15 protein-coding genes are annotated in these 21,007 nt (G+C 72.0%); 12 read left to right on the forward strand and 3 right to left on the reverse strand.

Translation table 11 applies throughout. The annotated features are described in order from the left end of the window. Window positions 1–269: 269 nt before the first annotated feature. Window positions 270–2,678: a polysaccharide lyase 8 family protein gene (locus F0L68_RS18445; RefSeq protein WP_149850848.1), complete on the forward strand. Its 2,409-nt coding sequence runs from the start codon at window positions 270–272 to the stop codon at window positions 2,676–2,678. Window positions 2,679–2,766: 88 nt separating this feature from the next. Here F0L68_RS18445 and F0L68_RS18450 read toward each other — a convergent pair whose 3' ends face one another. Continuing rightward, window positions 2,767–4,224 carry a hypothetical protein gene (locus tag F0L68_RS18450; protein ID WP_149850849.1) on the reverse strand — a complete coding sequence of 486 codons (1,458 nt, stop codon included), beginning with the start codon at window positions 4,222–4,224 and terminating at the stop codon, window positions 2,767–2,769. A 176-nt stretch (window positions 4,225–4,400) separates the two neighbouring features. Here F0L68_RS18450 and F0L68_RS18455 point away from each other — a divergent pair, with 176 nt between their 5' ends. Next, window positions 4,401–5,171 (forward strand): phosphatase PAP2 family protein, encoded by a 771-nt coding sequence (locus F0L68_RS18455; protein WP_149850850.1) that lies wholly within the window; start codon window positions 4,401–4,403, stop codon window positions 5,169–5,171. Here the strand turns inward: F0L68_RS18455 and F0L68_RS18460 are convergent. Then, window positions 5,138–6,088 (reverse strand): LysR family transcriptional regulator, encoded by a 951-nt coding sequence (locus F0L68_RS18460; protein WP_149850851.1) that lies wholly within the window; start codon window positions 6,086–6,088, stop codon window positions 5,138–5,140. The genes F0L68_RS18455 and F0L68_RS18460 overlap by 34 nt on opposite strands. A 109-nt stretch (window positions 6,089–6,197) precedes the next feature. Between F0L68_RS18460 and F0L68_RS18465 the strand changes: the two genes are divergently transcribed. Genes F0L68_RS18465 through F0L68_RS18490 form a run of 6 tightly spaced genes read left to right on the forward strand, consistent with a single transcriptional unit; the run spans window position 6,198 to window position 12,868 of the window. Then, window positions 6,198–7,889: an ABC transporter substrate-binding protein gene (locus tag F0L68_RS18465; RefSeq protein WP_188316656.1), complete on the forward strand. Its 1,692-nt coding sequence runs from the start codon at window positions 6,198–6,200 to the stop codon at window positions 7,887–7,889. Window positions 7,890–7,892: 3 nt separating this feature from the next. Continuing rightward, window positions 7,893–8,831, forward strand: coding sequence for an ABC transporter permease (locus tag F0L68_RS18470; protein ID WP_149850853.1), 939 nt, complete (start codon window positions 7,893–7,895; stop codon window positions 8,829–8,831). Continuing rightward, the gene (locus F0L68_RS18475; protein WP_149850854.1) at window positions 8,828–9,820 is read left to right on the forward strand and encodes an ABC transporter permease; all 993 of its coding nucleotides are present in this window, start codon (window positions 8,828–8,830) and stop codon (window positions 9,818–9,820) included. Before F0L68_RS18470 ends, F0L68_RS18475 begins: the two co-directional genes overlap by 4 nt. Next, entirely contained in the window at window positions 9,817–10,638 is an 822-nt protein-coding gene (locus tag F0L68_RS18480; protein ID WP_149850855.1) for an ABC transporter ATP-binding protein, read from the forward strand. Before F0L68_RS18475 ends, F0L68_RS18480 begins: the two co-directional genes overlap by 4 nt. Further along, the gene (locus F0L68_RS18485) at window positions 10,635–11,606 is read left to right on the forward strand and encodes an ABC transporter ATP-binding protein (RefSeq protein ID WP_276313863.1); all 972 of its coding nucleotides are present in this window, start codon (window positions 10,635–10,637) and stop codon (window positions 11,604–11,606) included. The genes F0L68_RS18480 and F0L68_RS18485 overlap by 4 nt, the downstream gene beginning before the upstream one ends. Beyond that, window positions 11,603–12,868 carry an alpha/beta fold hydrolase gene (locus tag F0L68_RS18490; RefSeq protein WP_149850856.1) on the forward strand — a complete coding sequence of 422 codons (1,266 nt, stop codon included), beginning with the start codon at window positions 11,603–11,605 and terminating at the stop codon, window positions 12,866–12,868. The genes F0L68_RS18485 and F0L68_RS18490 overlap by 4 nt, the downstream gene beginning before the upstream one ends. A gap of 82 nt (window positions 12,869–12,950) precedes the next feature. On the opposite strand, the gene F0L68_RS18495 is transcribed toward F0L68_RS18490, so the two are convergent. Next, complete coding sequence (locus F0L68_RS18495) at window positions 12,951–14,012, reverse strand: CobW family GTP-binding protein (protein ID WP_149850920.1); 1,062 nt, start codon at window positions 14,010–14,012, stop codon at window positions 12,951–12,953. A gap of 357 nt (window positions 14,013–14,369) precedes the next feature. Between F0L68_RS18495 and F0L68_RS18500 the strand changes: the two genes are divergently transcribed. From F0L68_RS18500 to F0L68_RS18515, 4 genes are all read left to right on the forward strand, one after another. Then, window positions 14,370–15,434 (forward strand): YncE family protein, encoded by a 1,065-nt coding sequence (locus F0L68_RS18500; RefSeq protein ID WP_149850857.1) that lies wholly within the window; start codon window positions 14,370–14,372, stop codon window positions 15,432–15,434. Between the two features lie 29 nt (window positions 15,435–15,463). Continuing rightward, on the forward strand, window positions 15,464–16,840 hold the full coding sequence (locus tag F0L68_RS18505; protein ID WP_149850858.1) for a hypothetical protein: 1,377 nt from the start codon (window positions 15,464–15,466) through the stop codon (window positions 16,838–16,840). Between the two features lie 48 nt (window positions 16,841–16,888). Then, complete coding sequence (locus tag F0L68_RS18510) at window positions 16,889–17,758, forward strand: tachylectin-related carbohydrate-binding protein (protein ID WP_223198924.1); 870 nt, start codon at window positions 16,889–16,891, stop codon at window positions 17,756–17,758. A 79-nt stretch (window positions 17,759–17,837) separates the two neighbouring features. Then, window positions 17,838–20,969 carry an AfsR/SARP family transcriptional regulator gene (locus tag F0L68_RS18515; RefSeq protein WP_149850860.1) on the forward strand — a complete coding sequence of 1,044 codons (3,132 nt, stop codon included), beginning with the start codon at window positions 17,838–17,840 and terminating at the stop codon, window positions 20,967–20,969. The last annotated feature ends 38 nt before the right edge of the window (window positions 20,970–21,007 follow it).

Genomic DNA, 21,007 nt, shown 5'->3' on the forward strand with positions numbered 1-21,007 from the left:
CCGCAAACTTCACGGCCTTGGGTCTAGCACCGGGTGACGGCCGGCCGGGCGCGCGGCCTGCCGCCGATCAGCTCGGCCGGCTCACCCCGACGCGGCGCAGCGAGCCGATGGCGATCACCTAGCTGTTGCTGCCCTTTCACCTTCTCAACGCCCTTCGCTGACCGCTCGGCCCAACCGGGCCCGCGATCGTTGACAGGTGTGACGCCCCACACTAACTTCTCTGGTTCATCTACATGACAGTTGTTCATACATATGAACGTGGGGTTGTCATGCCACTGAACCGCAGAGATCTACTTCGCTACGGCGCGCTCGCCACCGCGGCGACCGCGCTCCCGTTGGGCGGCAACTCGGTCGTGTTCGGCGCGCCGGCGGTCAGCGACTTCGCGAAGATCGTCGCCGCCTACCGCGAGCTCCAGATCGGGCAGAAGCTGTTCTCGCCGAAGCGAAACCAGGCGGTGGCCGCCCTCGACCAGGTCGCGGTCGGCTACGACTCGGCCATGAACGTCGCGGCCGACCAGCTCTGGCCGGACCTGCCGGTCGGGCCGGGCAGCACCTACTTCCCGCTGATGTACTACCGGCTGCGGACGATCGCGGTCGACTGGGCGACCCCTGGTTCGGCGCTGTCCGGCCGGCCGGACCAGCCGCAGCGGATCATCACCGCGCTGAACACGCTGTACCGCTTGCAGTACAACGAGAACACGGCCGAACTCGGGAACTGGTACGTCTACGAGATCGGCGTGCCCTACTGGCTGCTGCAAATCCTCGTCTGCCTCGGCGACGCGCTGCCCGCCGCCGACCTGCAACGCCTCCTACGGCCGGTGCTGCGGTTCGTCGCCGACCCCAACCAGCGCACCGCCACGCGCGGCCTGGTGGAGACCGGCGCGAACCGGGCGGACAAGTCGCTGATCGCCGTGGTGTCCGGGGCGCTGGCCGGCGACGCGGCCAGGATCGCCACCGGCCTCGCCGCAGTGACCGACACGGTCGGCGGCGGCGCGGCCAGCCTGGTCGCCAGGGTGACCACAGGCGACGGCTACCACACGGACGGCTCCTTCATCCAGCACGGCACCGTGCCCTACTCGGGGCACTACGGCCTGGTGCTGCTGACCGCCGCCGCCGGCCTGATGCACGTCACCAACGGCACGGCGACGCCGCTGCCCGCCGACGTGCGGCAGCGGTTCTACGACACGGTCACCGATGTGTACGCGCCGTTCCTGTTCGCCGGCTCGATGATGGAGCCGGTGCGCGGCCGCATGCTGTCCCGGCAGGGCGAGACCGGGCACGACGCCGGCCACCAGTTCATCGCGGCCACGGTCCTGTTGTCCCGCAACGCACCCGAGCCGGTGCGCGGCACGCTCGCCGGCCTGGCGGCCAAGTGGATCCGCGAGGGCACCTGGGCGCCGTACCTGGACGTCTCCGGGGTGCAGCGCTTCTCCGGCGGTCTCCAGATGGTCGGCGTGCCCGAGGTCGAGTACGCCGAACAGCTGCTCGCCTCCCGTCCCCGGCGGCCGGCCACGACTGCCGTGCACCGGCCGTTCCCGCAGCAGGATCGGATGGTGCACGTCACCGAGGACTGGTCGGCGGCGCTGGGGCTCAGCTCGACGCGGATCTGCCGCTATGAGGCCATCAACGGCCAGAACCTGCACGGCTGGTACGTCGGCGACGGCTCGCTCTACACGTTCCTGCCCGGCGACCAGGGCCACTACAGCGACGCGTACTGGCCGACCGTGGACGCGACGCTGCTGCCCGGCACGACCGAGAAGGACGCCGCCCCGCCCGCGTTCCCGGCCAACCCGCCGCCGGCTACCACCTCGTTCGCCGGCGGCGCGCGCTGGGACGACGGGCACGGCGCGTACGGCCTCGACTTCGTGTCCCAGGACGGCACGTTGCGCGCGAAGAAGTCGTGGTTCTTCACGCCGGACGCGGTGGTCTGCCTCGGCGCCGGCATCACCGACGCGTCCGGTGCGCGGGTCCGGACCACGATCGAGAACCGCAACCTCGGCGAGAACGGGTCGGCCGCGCTGATCGCCGACGGCCGCCGGTACACGACACTGGGCCAGAGCGTGACCCTGCCGCGCGCCGACTGGCTGCACCTGGCCGGCATCGGGGGCTACGTGTTGCTCGGCGACGCGCCCGTGACGGTGCGGCGCGAGGACCGCACCGGCACCTGGCTCGGCATCGACATCGGCGCGAACACGCACGGCACCAACGTCCCCTACACCCGGCGGTTCCAGCAGATCGTGCTGGACCACGGGCCGAACCCCGCCGGCGCGACCTACGCGTACGCGGTGCTGCCCGGCGCGACGGCCTGGCAGACGCGACACGGCTGCGAACGGTGGCGCGTGTTGGCCAACACCCCAGGGGTGCAGGCCGTGCGGCTCGGCGACGACGAGGACTCCGGCACCGTCGCGGCGACCTTCTTCGCGGCGGGATCCGTTGGGCCGGTGGGTGTTTCCGCGCCCGCGACCGTGCTGTGGGGCGAGACCGAGCGCGGGTGGCGGCTCGCCGTCGCCGATCCCACCCAGACGCTGGACACCATCAGGGTGACCGTGGACCGGCCGCGCCGGCGGCTCGCGCAGTCGGATCCCACGGTCACCGTGGTCGCCACCGAGCCGAAGCTGGTGCTGGACATCAAGGTCGCGGGCTCGCTCGGCGCGACCCACACGGTCACCGTCCGCTGACCGGAGTCGGCGGACGGTGACAGGGCAGCCCGATCCGGGGCGGGCGAGAGATATCCCCGCCCCGGGTCGGGGATCAGGACGTCGGGGATCAGGACAGGACCAGGGCCGCGTCGTCGATCAGGAAGCTGGTCTGGAGGTTGTCGTCCTCGGTTCCGGTGAAGCCGATCGTCACCGTCTGGCCCGCGTAGTAGGACAGGTCGAAGGTCCGCTGCGCGTACCCGGTGTTCGCGTCCAGGTTCGACCAGGTCGCCAGGGTGGCGCCGTTCACCGTGAGGGCCAGGGTGTCGTACGCCTGCGTGGCGGTGGTCTCGGCCGTGAAAATGTTGAGCCAGAACGACAACGTGGCGCTCCGGCACGCCGAGCCGATGCTCACCTGTTGACTGAGCGTGTCGGTGTGCCGGGAGCCGACGCCGTCCAACCAGGCCGCGTAGGACCCGCTGTGCGCCGTCCTGCCCCACGTCGCCGGCTGCGCGATCACGTTGGCGCTCGCCGACCACGGCGCGGTGCCGCTCTCGAAGCCGGGATTGCCGAGCGCCTGTCCGGCGACGCAGCCCGGCGGCGGCACCGGGACGCTGGTCTGGCAGCCGTTGATCTGGTTACTCCAGGTCGACTGCACCGGGAACTTGCCGGTGTCCAGGGGATACGAGGTGATCGCACCGGGACCACTGCGGATCCACGAGCACTTGTCGCCGTTCTCGCCCCCTGACGTGTCGACCCAGCCGGAGTTCGGGATCGGGTCGGTGACCGACTCGGCGTACTCGTGCCCGACGACGATGCTGAAGCCGTCCAGCGCGCCGCCGAGCCAGTTCGTGCCGCAGCCGCCGTTGCCGTCGGGCATGTACGGCTCGTTGCCGACCGAGATGTCGCCGTACTGGGTGGACCAGTTGTTGTGCCAGGCGCAGAAGCCCGCGCCGGGGAAGCCGCCGGGGTGCGTGCCCTGCGGGCTGAACACGTGGTACTGCACGCCGACGTTCGAGGCGGCCGTGGTGTTGCCGAAGTGCGCGGCCGCGGCCGTCGCCTCGGCCGCGATCTGGTCGTCGGTGGCCTGGTACGGCGCCGAAACGCTGGTGTCGAGCCAGATCCCCGCGTAGACCGAGCCGTCGAAGTGGATGTGCGTGCCGGCCGACCCGCAGCTGACCGCGCCGCTGGCGACTCCCTGGCAGTACTGCTCCATCACCCTGGACCAGCCGTCCTGACCGCCGCCGAGGCCGCGGAAGAAGCTCTGAAGGTAGGGGATGACGCCCTGCGGGTCGCTGCTCCACTGCGATCCCCAGAACACCAGGTATGCCTTGGGGGAACGCTGGATCGGGCCGCCGCCGTAGACCAGCGGTCCGGCCGCGGCAGGACGGGCGGCCGCGGCGCTGCCCGGCGTCGGCATGACGATCTTCCTGCCGTGCTGGTGAATCCGCGTGGTGTAGTCGTGGTAGTCGGTGCTGTCGCCGGTTTGTGGTGCCGGCGCGGCGAGGGCGCCGCCGGCACCGAGTAGGGTGGCGAAGGCGATCGAGGCCGCGAGGAACACGGCTCGCGGTCTGTGGGCGATACGCATCAGGGCTCCTTCCGGAGGGTTGCGATCGAGCCGAGACACTGCTCCGCGCGACTTCCTCCGGACCACTCCCACCTGCCGATAATGTTGTGTTAGGGCTTGCACGCCCCGGGAATCACTTGGTCTCGTCCGCCGCCGAACGGCCGTTGCGGACGCGGAGCGTCGGCTACCGTGACCCCATGAGCCGTGCCCGCCTGAGCGCGCTGGTCCGGGGCGGGCACGGGCGCCCGGCCGTGCTGGTCGAGGCGATCATCCTGCTGGTTGGAACGCTGGTCTTCACGTACTTCCACGCCGCCGCAGGGAAGAGCGCGAGCGCCGCAGGCGCCAACGCCGGGACACTTCAGTCGGTGGAACGCGCCCTCCACCTCGACATCGAGCGGACGGCGAACGCGTGGCTCGCCGGGCATCCGGCGCTGATCCCGCCCGCGGTGTACTGCTACCGCCTGTACTACGCGGCACTCCTCGGGGTGCTGCTGTGGGTTTTCGTTCGCCACGCCGAGGTCTATCTGAGGGTCCGGCGCACGCTGGTCGCGATGTCCCTGCTCGTGCTGCCGGTGTTCTGGGCGGTGCCCATGTCGCCACCGCGGTTCGCCCTGCCGGGGATCGTCGACATCGTCGCCGAACACGACCTCTGGGGCCGCCACGACACCCGGGACCTCGGCAACGGGCAGAACAACTTCTCGGCCATGCCCAGCATGCACGTGGGGTGGTCGCTGTGGTGCGCGTACGCGGTGTGGTCGGCGCTGCGGGCCGCGCACCCCAGGGCCGCGCTGCTGGCCTGGCTGTTTCCGCTCGTCATGACCGCGGTGGTGATCACCACCGGCAACCACTACGTGCTCGACGTCGTCGGCAGCGCCGTGCTGCTCGCGCTCGCCGTCGGGGTGTCACGTCTCAAAGTCCTTCGGCGGAGCGAGACTCAGGGCGATCTTCGCGCCAGCCAGCGCGGGTAGGCCGGATTGCGGGTGGAGGCCGCCGCGTAGGCGTCGGCGGCGTGCCGCGCCATGACCTCGCCGTGGCCGGCCAGCGGGCCGTCGCGGTGCCAGGCGAGCAGATGCCGGTACCACAAGGGATCCCCGGCGATCGGGCGGACGGCGACGCCGGGCACCTCGTCGAAGGTCGGCTGGCAGAGGCTGATCGCGTGCCCGCAGCGCACGATCTCGGCCACCAGCCTGCCCTCCGCCTCGTACGGCACGTGCATGGGCAGGCCGGTGCGGTTGAACGCCGTCGCCCAGTACTCCCTGGTGCGGTCGTTGTCCGGGTGTGGCAGCGCCCAGTCGTCCTCGGCCAGGTCGGCGAGGTGCACCTCGTCGAGCGCGGCGAGCGGGTGTTTGTCCGGCAGCAGCACGAAAACCGGTTCGGTGACGATCGGGCGCAGCACCACGTCGGCGTGCGGCGGCAGGTCGTAGCCGGGGGTGTCGCCGACGACGGCGGCCTCCAGCCGGCCCGCCGCGATGTCCTCGACCAGCGGCAGCGGCGAGCCCTCGGCGCGCGAGGTGACCTCGGCGTCGGGGAACACCGAGCGGAGCGCCGCGATCAGGCCGCCGAGCAGCGGCGCGTTGATCGACCCGAGCCGGAGCCGTTGGGCGGTGGCGCGTCCGGTGCCGGCAGCGACGCGCGTTGAACGCAACAGCTCGTCCATGGTCGGCAGCACGGCGCGCGCCCTGGTGAGAACCAGCTCGCCGAAGTGCGTCGGCGTGACGCCGCTGGCGTGCCGCTCGAACAGCTCGCCGCCGAGCATCGCCTCGATGCGGCGGAGCTGCGCGGTCAGGCCAGGTTGGGACAGCCGCATCGCGGCGGCGGCCTTGCCGAGGCTGCCGCTCTCCGCGATCGCGCAGATGATGCGAAGGTGCCGAACCTCCAGTTGCATAACCCGATGTTATGTACAGCTGAGAGTTCTTCGGTAGGGGTTGGCCACCAGAAGCTGTGCGGACCAAAACCGGACCACGCCGCTGCTCGCGGCCGTGTTGGGAGGTCACGTGGCCAGCAGGACCCGCACCGCGTCACTCGGTGCCAGCCTGATTCTGGGGCTCATCGCCGTCGCAGGCTGCGGCGGCGCGCACGGCGGAGCGGCGGACAGCCAGGCGGCCGGCACGCACCGGGGCGGGACGCTGCACGTGCTGTCCACCATCGACCTCGAACACCTCGATCCCGCCCGCGCCTACGTCACCTCGACGCAGGACGTCGTCAGGCTGGTCTACCGCACGCTGACCACCTACGCGGCCGCGCCCGGCCGGGCAGGCTCGTCGATCGTGCCCGACCTCGCCACCGACACCGGCACGCCGAGCGACGGCGCGAAGACCTGGACGTTCCACCTCAAGGAGGGCCTGAAGTACGAGGACGGCAGGGCCATCACGGCCGCCGACATCAGGTACGGCGTGGAGCGCACCTTCGCACCGGAGCTGCCCGAGGGGCCGCCGTATGCGCGGACCTGGCTGGCCGGCGGCGCGAGCTACCAGGGGCCGTACAAGGGCGGGGACCTCGCCGCCATCGCGACCCCGGACGACCGGACCATCGTGTTCACGCTGAACCGGCCGGTCGCGGACTTCGGCTCCGCCGCCGCGCTGCCGATGTTCGCGCCGGTGCCCAAGGACAAGGACACCGGCGTCGGCTACGACAGCAGGCCGTTCTCCTCCGGCCCGTACAAGATCGACACGTTCGAGCCGAAGAAGCAACTCACCCTGGTGCGCAACGAGTCCTGGGACCAGAAGACCGACGACGTCCGCAAGGCGCTGCCGGACCGGATCGAGATCGACCTCAACCTGGACGGCTCGGTCGTGGACCAGCGGATGATCGCCGCGCAGGGCGAGGACGCGAACGCGGTGGCGTTCGAGCCGATCGGCCCCGCCTCGGTCGCCCAGGTGCAGACCGATCCGACGCTGCGGGCGCGGCTGATCACCGGCGAGTCGGAGAACACCCGCTTCCTGTCGCTGAATACCAGGCGCGGGCAGCTCGGCAACGTCAAGGTGCGCCAGGCCATCGCCTACGCCATCGACAAGGACGCGCTGCGGCTGACCAGGGGCGGCCCGATCGCCGGGGACCTCGCGACCACCATCCTGCCGCCGTCGGTGGCTGGCCACGTCGACGGCGACCCCTATCCCAGCAAGGACGGCAAGGGAGATCCCGACAAGGCCAGGCAGCTGCTGGCCGAGGCCGGCGTCGCAGGCGGGATCGACCTCACCCTGGACGCGCCGGCCACCAACGGCGGCAAGGCCCAGGCGGAGGCGATCCAGTCGTCGCTGGCCAAGGTCGGCATCCGGGTGGCGGTCAACGAGGTGAGCGGCTCGTCCTACTGGTCGACGGTGGGCAACACCGCGCAGGAGCACGACATGGTGATCGACGGGTGGACCCCGGACTGGCCCGGCGCGTCCACCTACCTGCCGATCGTGCTCGACGGCAGGGCGATCACCAAGCAGGGCAACAACAACCGGGCCCAGTACGACTCTTCCGCCGTGAACAGCCGGTTCGACCAGATCGCCGCGCTGCCCGACGCGAACGCGGCGAACGCGGCGTACGGCCAGCTCGACGGGCAGATCATGGCGGACGCGCCGGTGGTGCCGTTCCTGTGGGACAAGGCGGCGATCCTGGTCGGCCCCAACGTGGTGGGGGCGTATGGGCACGTCGGCTACGTCGGCCGCCTCGACCTCGTGTCGCTCGGGTTGAGGGGGTAGGACGTGCGCGCTCCCTCGACGCGCGCCGCCCCGCTGCGCGCGCTGCTGCTCCGCACCCGATCCGTCGGCACCCGATCCGTGCTCGCAAACCGGGCCACCACGGTCAGCCTCGTCGCGATCCTGGTGCTGCTCGTCGCAGCGCTGGCCGCCCCGGTGCTCACCGCGCTGGCCGGGACCTCGCCGACGGCGTTCGACACCGGCGCGCTTGACGCGAACCTCGGCGGCCTGCCAAGGGGCGGGTTCGGCGGCATCAGCTCGGCGCACTGGCTCGGCGTCGAGCCGGGCAGCGGGCGCGACCTGTTCGCCAGGATCCTCTACGGCACCAGGGTTTCGCTGCTGATCGCGCTCGCAGCCACCGCCGTCTCGGTCGTGCTCGGCACGGTGCTCGGGCTGGTCGCCGGCTTCTTCGGCGGCTGGGCGGACGCGGTGATCGGCAGGGTGATGGACCTGCTGATGTCCTTTCCCAGTCTGATCTTCATGATCGCGCTGATGTCGGTGGCCCCCGCCGCCAACCGGGAGCTGCTGCTGGTCGCGGTGCTCGGGTTCTTCGGCTGGCCCTACGCCGGCCGGATCGTGCGCGGCCAGGCGATGTCGCTGAGCCGCAGGGAGTTCGTCGAGGCCGCGCGGGCGCTCGGCGCCAACCGCAGGACCCTGCTGTTCGGCGAGGTGCTGCCCAATCTGGCCGGGCCCGTCCTGGTGGTCGCCACGCTGTCCATCCCGGCCTGCGTGGCCACCGAGGCCGGGCTGTCCTTCCTCGGGGTCGGCGTGCGTCCGCCGACGCCGTCCTGGGGGCAGCTCATCGCCCAGGCGGTGCCCTGGTACGCGGCGGATCCGCTGTACTTCCTGCTGCCGGGCGCGCTGCTGTTCGGCACGGTGCTGGCGTTCAACGTGCTCGGCGACGCGGTCCGCGACGCGCTGGATCCGAGGGGTGGCGGCAGGTGATCTGGTACACCCTCCGGCGGCTCGGCGTCGCCGCCCTGCTGCTGCTGGTGATCTGCGCGCTCACCTTCGTGATCTTCTACGTGATGCCGGACGACCCCGCCCAGCAGGCCTGCGGCAAGGCGTGCGGCCCCGAGCGGATCGCACAGATCCGCGACACCCTCGGCCTCGACCGGCCGCTCTACCACCAGTTCGGCTCGTACCTGGTCGGCGTCTTCGCCGGCCGCACCTACGGCACCGGCGCGCTGTCCGTCCACTGTGGATTCCCGTGCCTCGGCTTCAGCTTCCAGACCAACGAACCGGTGTGGCGGCTGCTGGTCACCAGGCTGCCGGTGAGCGTGTCGATCGCGATCGGCGCCGCCGTGCTCTGGCTGGTGGTCGGCGTGACCGCCGGGGTGATCTCGGCGCTGCGCAGGGGATCGCTGTGGGACCGGGCCGCGATGGCGGCCGCGCTCGGCGGCATCTCGCTGCCGATCTACCTGACCGCGCTGCTGTTCCAGTACGTGCTGGTGATCAAGCTCGGCTGGCTGCCGCACCCGCACGCGGTGTCGCTGTTCGTCGACCCGCTCGCCTGGGTCCAGTCGATGATCATGCCGTGGACCACGCTCGCGCTGCTCTACGCCGGCCTGTACGCGCGGTTGGCGCGCGGCGAGATGGTGGAGAGCCTCGGCCGCGACTTCGTCCGCACGGCCCGCGCCAAGGGCCTGCCGGAACGCACCGTGGTGCTGCGGCACGCCCTGCGGCCGGCGATGACGCCGGTGGTGACGGTGTTCGGCATGGACCTCGGCGCGCTGCTCGGCGGCGCGCTGATCACCGAGTCCGTCTACGGCCTGCCCGGCGTGGGAAAGCTCGCCTCCGACGCGATCAACAGCGCCGACCAGCCGGTCATCCTCGGCGTGACGCTGTTCGCCGCTGGCTTCATCGTGCTCGCCAACGTGGCCGTCGACCTGGTCTACGCGCTGCTCGACCCGAGAGTGAGGCACGCGACGTGAGTCTGCTCGAAGTGTCCGAGCTGAGCGTGGTGTTCGGCAACGGCGTGCGCGCCGTCGACCGGCTCTCCTTCGACCTTGACCGGGGCTCGACCCTCTGCGTCGTCGGCGAGTCCGGCAGCGGCAAGTCGGTGACCAGCCTCGCGATCCTTGGCCTGTTGCCCGGCGCGGAGGTGTCCGGCCGGATCACCTTCGACGGCGTGAACCTGGTGGCCGCGCGGCCCGCCGAGTTGCGGGCGCTGCGCGGCGAGCGGATCGCGATCGTCTTCCAGGACGCGCTGTCCGCGCTGAATCCCTACTATCAGGTGGGTTTCCAAATCGCCGAGGCCTACCGCGCGCACCGCCGCGTGCCCATGGCGCAGGCGCGCCGGGTCGCGGTGCGCATGCTGGAGCGGGTCGGCATCCCGGACCCGGAGCGCCGCGCGCGCGAGTACCCGCACCAGTTCTCCGGCGGCATGCGGCAGCGCGTCATGATCGCGATGGCGCTGTGCCTGGAACCCGAGCTGCTGATCGCCGACGAGCCGACCACCGCGCTCGACGTGACCGTGCAGGCGCAGATCCTCGGCCTGCTCGACGAGCTGCGGCGGGAGACCGGCACCTCGGTCCTGTTCGTCACGCACGACATGGGCGTCGTCGCCGGCCTTGCCGACGAGGTGCTGGTGATGCGCGGCGGGCGCGCGGTCGAGCGCGGGCCGGTGGACCGGGTCTTCGCCGAACCCGCCGAGCCGTACACGCGGGCACTGCTGGCCTGCGTGCCGAGGATCGACCGGCCGGTGCCTGACCGGCTGGCCACCGTCCCACCCATGGAGGCGACGCGGTGACCGTCCTGTTGGAGGCGCGCGACCTGGTGATGGAGTTTCCGGTGCGGCACGCCCTGACCCGCAGGGTGGTCGGGCGGGTCGCCGCGGTGAACGGGGTGTCCCTGCGGATCCGCAGCGGCGAGACGCTGGGGCTGGTCGGCGAGTCCGGCTGCGGCAAGTCGACCACCGGCAGGCTGCTCACCCGCCTGCTGACGCCGACCTCGGGCTCCGTGCACTTCGCCGGGCGCGACCTGGCCACGCTGTCCGAGCGCGCGCTTCGGCCGGTCCGCAGAGAGTTGCAGATCATCTTCCAGGATCCGTTCTCCTCGCTGAACCCGCGTAAGACCGTGCGGCAGATCCTGTCCGCGCCCTACCGCTACCAGCGGGTCGCGGAACGAGAGCCGGTCGAGCGACAGCTGGCCAGGGTCGGGCTGCTGCCGGAGCACGCGGACCGCTACCCGCACGAGTTCTCCGGTGGGCAGGCGCAGCGGATCGGCATCGCCAGGGCGCTGGCGCTGCGGCCGCGCCTGGTGGTCTGCGACGAGCCCGTGTCGGCGCTGGACGTCTCGGTGCAGGCCCAGATCCTCAACCTGCTCAAGGATCTCCAGGAGGAGCTGGCGCTGAGCTACCTGTTCGTCGCGCACGATCTCGGCGCGGTGCGGCAGCTCTGCGACCGGATCGCGGTGATGTACCTCGGCACGGTGGTGGAGACGGCCGACCGCGACACGCTGTTCGCCGGTCCGGCGCATCCTTACACCAAGGCGCTGCTGGCCGCAGTGCCGATCCCGGACCCCGCACGGGAACGCGCGCGTCCCCGCGTGCCGTTGACCGGCGACCTACCGAGCCCGCTCGACCCGCCCACCGGCTGCCCGTTCAACACCCGCTGCCCGAAGGCGGCGGACCGCTGCCGGGTGGAACGCCCCGTGCTGCGCGCGCACGCGACCGGCCACGACGTGGCCTGCCACTACCCCGAGGAGACGACCAGGTGAACCCCCGCCCCGGTTTCACGGCCACCGACCACGTCTTCACCGTTCCGCTCGACCACGCCGAGCCGGCGGGCCCGACCATCGAGGTGTTCGGGCGCGAACTGGTCGACCCGGCGCGAACGGCGGACCGGCTGCCGTGGCTGGTCTACCTCCAGGGCGGGCCAGGTGGGAAGTCGCCCCGGCCGCTGCTGGTGGACGGCTGGCTCACCAGGGCCCTGCGCACGCACCGGGTGCTGCTGCTCGACCAGCGCGGCACCGGCCGCTCCACGCCGGTCACGGCCTGGCTGGCGGCCTCCCTCGGCTCGGCGGAACGCCTGGCGGAGCACCTCGCCGCGTTCCGTGCCGACGCGATCGTGGCGGACTGCGAGCACATCCGCCGGCAGCTGTGCGGCGACGAGCCGTGGGAGACGTTGGGCCAGAGCTACGGCGGCTTCGTGACGCTGACCTACCTGTCGCTGGCCCCCGAGGGGCTGCGCGCCTGCTACGTCGCCGGCGGGCTACCCGATCTGCACGCCACGGCGGAGGACGTCTACGCGCGGACCTATCCGAGGGTCCGGGACAGGACCGAGGAGTTCTACGGCCGGTATCCGGCGGACGCGGCCGGGCTCCGCGCGATCGCCGATCACGTCGAGGAGCGGGAGGTGTTGCTGCCCAACGGGGATCGGCTCACCGCCCGCAGGCTGCGCACGCTCGGCATGGCGTTCGGCATGGGCACCGGGTTGGAGCGGGTGCACTGGCTGCTGGACGAGGCGTGGGACGGCGGTCAGCTGTCCGACTCGTTCCGCCACCAGGTGATGACCTTGACCGGGTTCGTGGACAACCCGCTGTACGCGGTGCTCCAGGAGGCGTGTTTCGCGCAGGGCGGCAAGCCGACGGCGTGGGCGGCCGACCGGGTGCTGGCCGAGTTCCCCGAGTTCGCCGAGGACGCGGACCCGTTGCTGTGCACCGGCGAGATGATCTACCCGTGGATGTTCCGCGAGATCGCCGGGCTGCGGCCGTTCGCCGGTGCGGCCGACCTGCTGGCCGCCCGCGCCGACTGGCCCGCGCTCTACGATCCGGCCCGGCTGGCCGAGAACCGGGTTCCGGTCGCCGCCGTGGTGTACCACGACGACATGTACGTGGACGCGGATCTCTCGCTGCGCACCGCCCGCGCGGTCGGCAACGTGCGCGCGTGGGTCACCAACGCCTGGGAGCACGACGGGATCTCCGCGTCCGGTGGCGAGGTGCTCGACCGGCTCATCCGCCTCGCCGCAGGGCAGCTGTGACGGCGTTCGCCGTGGCGTGCCGCCCGCTCGATCCGTTGCGACTCAGCAGAGCACGGCCTTCGCCCACCGGCCGAGCGACCGGTCAGCGGGTGTGCCGCAGGACGCGGAACATCTCGCGCCCCTCGGACGGATCCTCGGTGCCGCGCAGGCAGTTCGTCAGCGCGCGACGGAGCTCCCCGGTGTCGACACCCGTGCCGATGAGCACGAGCCGAGTCTCGCGCGGCTCGTCCGGTGACCACCGCGAGCGCTGGAACGACAGGTAGCTGCCGACGGTGTGCAGCGTGAACTTCTGCCGATACCCCTTGGCGTCGAAGTGCACGAAGCCCTTCGCCCGGTACAGGCCGGTCGGCCGCCCGTCGAGGAAGTCCATGAACCGGCCGGGATCCATCGGCCGGTCCGAGGAGAACGCGACGCTCAGGTAGGAGCTGTGCAGATGCGGCTCGTGGTCGCAGGGCCCGTCGTGGTGCGCGTGGTCGGCGGAACCGTCGTGGTACTCCGGCAGCGTGTCGAAGGACAGCTGGCGGTCGTCCGCGCCGCCGGCCGGCCGGGGCTCCCGGTCGAACAGCAGCGCGGGATCGACGCGGCCGTGCGAGGTCGGCACGACCGGGACGCCCCCGCTCAGCCGCCCGACGAGCTCGAGAACGCGGCGGCGCTCGGCCTCGTCGAGGCGGTCGTTCTTGTTGAGCACCACCAGGTCCGCCTGCCGCAGGTCCCGGTCCAGCTCGGGATGCGCCGCCCTGGCGCGGTCGAACTCCGCGCCGTCCACGACCTCGACGAGTCCGCCGTAGCTGATCCTTCGGTTGTCACTGGCCAGGATCAGGCGGATCACACCCGCCGGCTCGGCGAGCCCGCTGGCCTCGACGACGATCACGTCGATGCGCCGCGCCGGCTCGGCGAGGCGGTCGAGGAGCACGTCCAGGTCGGCGGAGTCGACGGCGCAGCACAGGCAGCCGTTGCCGAGCGAGACCATCGAGTCGACCTGCCCGGCGACCAGCATCGCGTCGATGTTGATGCTGCCGAAGTCGTTGACGACGACGCCGATCCTGGCGCCCGAGCTGGTGGCGAGCAGGTGATTGAGCAGCGTGGTCTTGCCGGAGCCCAGAAACCCGGCCACCACGACGACCGGAATCCGCCGCTTCGCCACCGTCGAACCTCCACCGATCCCGGGCACCATCGACGCACATCCTAGTGGCGCGGGGGGTGACGATTACTCACCGTGTCATCACCGGTAGTAGTCATTCGGCGAGATGTCGGGCCCGCCCCGTCGACTCGACAAATCGGGTCGACCACGAGCGACTGCGCCCGGAATCGTCCCCCATCAGGGCTTTCCGCCGATTACCGAGACGATGAACAGCGTGCGACGACCGATACACGGTGTGTCGCAGATCACCCTTGACAGATCTCAAACCGGCCACATTTTTCTACTCTCTCACGCTCCGTGATAACGGTCGGTGTCACCCACGCGAAGGACAACCATCGGACCCCGGTGAAGGGATACCCCATGGCTGCGGATCGAGGGCTCTCCCGACGCGGGTTGCTGATCGCCGTCCTCGCCGGCGCCGCGGGTGTCGCGGGCACCAGGCTGTCGGCACTGGCCGCACCGCTGGCCGCGCCGACCGTCCCGAGCGGACAGGCCGCCAGGACCGTCACGCTGATCGGCCACGCGGACCGGGCAGGACACGGCAGCATCACGGTGGTCGACACCGACTCGAACACACCGACCGGCTCGATTCCGTTGCGCACCAGGCCAAACGCGATCACCACCTCGCCGGACGGCAGGACGGCGTTCGTGGCGACCCAGTTCGCGCCGGGGCTGACCGTCATCGACACCCGAGGCAACACCATCAGCCGCGTCGACGCGGTCGGCGGCTTCACGAACTCCATCGTGTTCACCCCGGACGGCGCACACGCCTATGTGGCCTCGGGATCGCGGGCCGCGGACGGGGTGACCGGCGGCGTCGCCGTCGTGGACACGGCGACCGGCGCCGTGGTCGCCAGGATCGCGGCCGGCCTGCTGCCGCACCAGCTCGCGATCACCCCGGACGGCCGTCGGGTCTTCGTCGCCGACGAGCGCGGCAGCGACATCTCGGTGGTCGACACGGCCACCAACGCGGTGATCGGCACGGTGCGGACGGGTCGGGCGCCGCTGCGGATCGCGATGGACAGCAAGGGTTCGCGGCTCTTCGTCGCGTCCTTCAACTCGCTCGCCTCCTACGACCCGACGACCTTCGCCAGCACCGGCAACACGGTGCTCGCGGGATACCCCGGCGGCCTCGCCCTCGGCCAGAGCGGCGCGCTGGCCTTCGTCAGCCTCTACACCGGCAGGAAGACCCCGGCCAGGCTCACCGTGGTGAACACCGCGGCGAACCGGGTGCTCACGCAGGTGGACAACGGCAACGCGCGCGGCCAGCTGGCGATCGCGCCGCGCGGCGACAAGGTCTTCGTCGTCAACCCCGTCGACGCGCAGGTCTCGGTGGTCGACACCGCCACGACCACCCAGATCACCACACTCCCCTCCCCCGCCGCGACGACGCCGACGTGCGTCGCGGTCACCCAGATCACCTGACCGGCGCGGTCCGACCGAAGGGAGTTCCGATGCCCACCAGTCTTTCCATGGCCGTCGGCACGCTCGACTACACCCCGGTGGCCCCGCCGTGGCCGAGCCTGTGGATGGGCGGCTACGGCGCCGTCCCACGCGGCAACCAGGGCGACGTGGCCCGCAGGCTGCGCGCCCACTGCGTGGCGCTCAACGACGGCGTGTCCACCAAGGTGCTGTTGCGGGTGGACGTGGTCGGCGTCCCGCGCGACCTGCACCAGGCGATCAGGGACCAGGTCCTCGGCATGATCAGCAACTCCGCCGACTTCATGATGGTCTCCAGCCACACCCACTCCGGGCCGTTCATCGGCGACATCAGCCCCGACCCGTACATCCTGATGGGGCTGCAACCGGCCGACATCGACGCGATCAACGGGTCGACCCAGATCTTCATGGACGACCTCGTCGGGCTGGTGCAGAGCACGTTGGCGCAGGACCTGACGCCGGTCACCCTCGGGTACGCGGAGGGCAACGTGCAGATCGGCTACAACAGGGCCGAGCTGCCAACCGTGCTCACCGACGTGCCGGTTCTGTTGGCGCGCAACGCATCCACCAACGCGCCGCTCGCCGTCCTGTTCGGCTACAACTGCCATCCGGTCGCCAGAGGCTACGACGAGACCTTCGACAGCGACTACGCCGGCTTCGCCGCAGAGGCCATCTCGGCCGCGCTCGGCGTGCCCGCGCTGTTCCTCCAGGGCACCGCGGGAGACCAGGACCCGCTCACCCCGCACCAACCGCAACAGGTCGTCAGCCTCGGCCAGCAGTTGGCCGACACCGTGCTGAACCTGGTCAGCCACGGCGGTTTCACCGCGGTCACCGGGCCGATCAGCACCCAGCTCACCGAGATCAACCTGCCGCTGGCCGTCGACCTCGGTAACCCCGCCGCGGTGGTCCAGCTGCGCGACAAGTTCCGCCAGCGGCTCGACACGCTGCCGCCGGACGACTACGCCTACCGGCACGCCTCGGTGATGCTCGACCAGATCGCCGGCAACGGCCTGACGCAGACGTTCCCGATGCCCATCCAACTGTGGAAGCTGGGCGGCCTCAACCTCTTCGGGCTCGCACACGAGGTGCTCAGCGAGTACCACGTGAAGCTCAAGGCGTTGGCGGCCGGCCCGATGTGGATCGCCGCCTACGCCAACGAGGTGTGCGGCTACGTCGCGGGCGACGCGACCATCTGGGCGGGCGGGACCAAACACTTCGGCTACGAGGCGGGCTGGACGGACGACGTGACCATCGGCGGCGACGGCACCTGGCCGATGTTCTACGGCTTCCCCGTGCCCTTCAAGGCGTCGCCGAACGGCGTGACACCGCCCGCGCCGAACACCGTCGAGCGGGTCATCGTCGACACCTGCGCCGCCCTGCTGCACGGCTGATCAAGCACGACAGACCGCGGCCCGACAAGGTTTCCGGAGTTGAGCGAGATGGCAGGACCAGGAACTCTCCAGGCGCCGTACGGGCTCGCCCCGCTGTTCACCGTGCACTCGGGCGGCGACCTCTGGATGTACGAGCACGACGATCCGGCGGGCGGCAGCTTCAACTGGGGCGACCAGCAGCCCATCGGCTCCGGCTGGACCGGCCGCACCCTCGCCGGCCCGAGCGGCTACCTGATCAGCATCACCACCGGGGGAAGCATGCGGCTGCTGCACTTCAACGGGTCCAACTGGGACGACATGGGCGGCGGCGCCCAGTACCGCACCATCGCCAGCGGTTGGTCCTACACTTCGGCGCAGACCCGCAACCGCATCAGCATCGACGAGGACGGCGTCATCTACACGCTGGACACCACCGGCGCGCTCAAGGCCTCCTACTACAACGTGGCCACGCAGAACTGGGACGTGGTCGGCGCGTTGTTGGCCAGCGGGCTGACCCAGTACAACAGCATCGTCGCCAGCAGCAGGGGCGCGGTGTACGCGAGAACCCCCGCAGGCGCGCTGTACCGCTACTACATCAACTTCTGGACCAACCCGGCCGTGCCGGTGCTGGTGCAGCCGACCGCGGCGATCGGCAGCGGCTGGAACGGCTTCAAGTCGCTGAGCTCGCCGGGCGGCGACCTGCTCTACGGCGTCTCCAGCTACGACGGCAACCTCTACTGGTACAGCTACGACCCGAGCAGCAACTCCTGGGCGGCGAACTACGGCTACTACATCGGCCAGGGCTGGGGCAGCGAGCGCGACGTGGTCCTCCAGACCAACGCCTGCACCAGGTTCGACACCGCGACCACGGTCAGCAGCACGGGCCCGACCGACGGCGGCGCCGTGGTCCGCAGGCTCAACGCGGTCAAGAAGAACTGACCACCAACGCACATCGCACCCGGCGCCCGCAGGAACCCCCACACACCAGCCGGCTCGGGTGCGCGGGGAGAATCGGCCGGTGCAGTTCGGCATCCTTGGCCCACTCGAGGTGCGGTCGGCCGCCGGTGTGGCGATCCCGGTCGGCGGGCCGAGGCCGCGCGCGCTGCTGGTGCTGCTGGCGCTGCACCAGGGCCGCGTGGTGCGGGCGGCGCAACTCGTCGCGGGCCAGTACGGCGAGGATCCGCCCGCCGGGGCGACCAACGCCGTGCAGGCGCACGTGTCGCGGCTGCGGCGCGGCCTGCCGGCCGGCCTGATCGAGTTCCACGGCGGCGGCTACCGGCTCAACGCCGACCCCGAGGCCGTCGACGCCACGCGCTTCGAGCGGCTGGCCGAGGACGGGCGGCGGCTGCTCGTCGCCGGCAGGCCCTCGGAGGCTGCCACCGCGCTGCGGGAGGCGCTCGGGCTGTGGCGCGGTCCCGCGCTGGTCGACCTGCCGCACGGCCAAAACCAGGCCGCGCGGCTGGAAGACCTGCGACTGGCGGCGACGGAGGACCTCGCGGAGGCGCGGCTCGCGCTGCCCGAGGTCAGCCCCGTCGCCGACCTGCGCGAGCTGGTCGCGGCGCACCCGCTGCGGGAGCGCGCGCGGGGGCTGCTGCTGCGCGCCCTGCACGCGGCCGGCCGGCCCGCCGAGGCGTTGGCGGAGTTCGACGACCTCAGGCGGCTGCTGGCCGACGAGCTCGGCGCGGACCCGTCGCCCGAGCTGGCCGCGATCCACCTGGCGATCCTGCGGGCGGAGCGGCCCGCGCCGCCGGGCCGCCGAGGCCCGACTACCCGGCTCACCAGCTTCACCGGTCGGGACCGCGAACTGGCGCGGCTGGCCGAGCTGCGGGACACCCGGCTGGTCACCATCGTCGGGCCGGGCGGCGTCGGCAAGACCCGGCTGGCCGTCGAGTCGGTCGGGCCGAGGGAAGCGTGCTTCGTCGACCTGTCCACCGTCGACACCGGAACCCAGGTGCCACAGGCGGTGCTCGACGCGCTCGGGCTGCGCGAGCCGGGTTTCCGGTTCCCCGCGACCGATCCCGTCCGTCGCCTGGTGGCCGCGCTGACCCAGGATCTGCTGCTGGTGCTGGACAACTGCGAGCACGTCGTCGCGTCGGTCGCCCGGCTCGCGGCCACGCTACTGGCCGAGTGCCCGAGGCTGGCCATCCTCGCCACCAGCCGGGAGCCGCTCGGCCTGACCGGCGAGACGCTGCTGCCGCTCGGTCCGCTGGACACCGCGCCGCCCGACGCCCCGGCGCGGGACGCCGTGACCTACCCCGCCGTGCGGTTGTTCGCCGACCGCGCGGCGGCGGTGCGGCCCGGCTTCGTCGTCGACCGGGACACCGCGGGCGCGGTGGCCGGGATCTGCGCGGCGCTCGACGGGCTGCCGCTGGCCATCGAGCTGGCCGCGGCGCGGCTGCGGCAGTTCACCGTCGGCGACCTCGCCGTCAGACTGGACGGGGACGACCGCTTCCGGCTGCTGTCGCGCGGCGACCGGACGGCCGCGGCCCGGCACCGCACCCTGGCCGCGGCGGTGGCCTGGAGCTGGGACCTGCTCGGCCCGGCGGAGCGGACCCTGGCCGCGCGGTTCGCGGTGTTCGCCGGCGGCGCCCCGCTGGACACCGTCGCGGCGGTCTGCGCCGTGCCCGACACCGAGGACGTGCTCGCCGACCTGGTGGACCGGTCCCTGGTGCAGACCGACGGCCGCCGCTACCGGATGCTGGAGACGATCCGGCTGTTCTGCGCGGAGCGGCTGGCCGAGGCGGGCGAGTCGGTGTCGCTGCGCCGTGCGCACGCCGGCCACCACCTCGACCTGGCCAGACGGGCGGACCGACAGTTGCGCGGGGCGGGCCAGCTCGACTGGCTCGCGCGGTTGTCGGCCGAGCACGAGAACCTGCTGGCCGCGCTGCGCTGGGCGGCGCGCGAGGACCGGGCCACGGCGGGCAGGCTGATCGCGGCGCTGTCCGCGTACTGGTGGCTGAGCGGCCGGCGCAGCGAGGTCGGCGCGATCGCCGCCGAGCTGCTCGACGACGTGCCGGCCGAACTGGAGCGTTGGCGTCCAGAAACGTTCGGCGGGTCGACAACGCTCCCGGACACCGCACTGGCCGAGGAGTACGTCAGCTGCGTGGTGCACGCCGTGCCGAGGGCGGCGCCCGAGCACGTGGCCAGGGCGAGCCGCTTCCTCCGAGAGATCGGCCCGACACTGCGGCACCCGTTCGGCGCGGCCGTGTGGGGCATGGCCTTCGGGCCGTGGGGGCCGACCCCGGCGGACCAGCCGCCGCTGGCCACCGATCCGTGGAACGAGGCCCTCGGCCTGCTGAGCCGGGGCCTGCACTGGCTGCTCGGCGGGCGGCTCGCCGACGGCGAACGGGAGCTGCGCGACGTGCTGGCGCGCTTCCGCGACCTCGGCGACCTGTGGGGCACCGCGCAGGCGCTGGACTGGTTGGCGCACGCGGCGGGGTGGCGGGGCGAGTGGGGCAGCGCCGACGAGCTGTGGTCCGGTGCGCTGGCGAACTTCGAGCGGCTCGGCGCAGGCGAGGAGTGCGTCGACGTGCTGTGTCGCCGGGCCGAGTGCGCGACGCGACGCGGTGACCTCGACGGCGCGGCCGAGGACTACCGCAGGGCCGCCGAGCTGAGCGCCTCGGCCGGCCGTGCCGGGGCGCCGCCCTCGGTTCAGCTCGGCCTCGGCGAACTGGCCCGGCGACGCGGCGCCACCCGAGAGGCCGCCGCCCTGCTCGGCGGCGCGCTGGAGTCCGCGCAGGCCGGCGACTTCGGCTCCGTGGGAGTCAGGGTGCGGGCGTTGGTCGCGCTCGGCCGGCTTTCCGGTGCGGCCGACCGATTCCGCGACGCGCTGGTCGAGGCGCGACGGTCGCCGTTGAGCTCGGACCTCGCCGTCGCGGTGGAGGGCGCCGCCGACGCGGCCCTGCTGACCGGCCGGGCCGAACGCGCCGCGTGGCTGCTGGGCGTCGCGGTCGCGCTGCGCGGCACGACAGTGGCCGGCCAGCTCGACGTGGCACGGACCGCCGAGCTGGCCAGCGACCTCCTCGGCGCGTCCGCGTCCGCCGAGGCCTTCGCCATGGGCGCGGCGCTGACGCCGGACGAGGCGCTGACCAGCCTCGACGCGGTGTCGCGGGAACCGACGCTGACAACCCCCGACCCGCCGCAGGGCTGACTGTCAGCCAGTCATCGACGGATCGTCAGCGGTGCGGG

The sequence above is a fragment of the Solihabitans fulvus genome, assembly GCF_008386585.1.
GTDB lineage: Bacteria > Actinomycetota > Actinomycetes > Mycobacteriales > Pseudonocardiaceae > Solihabitans > Solihabitans fulvus.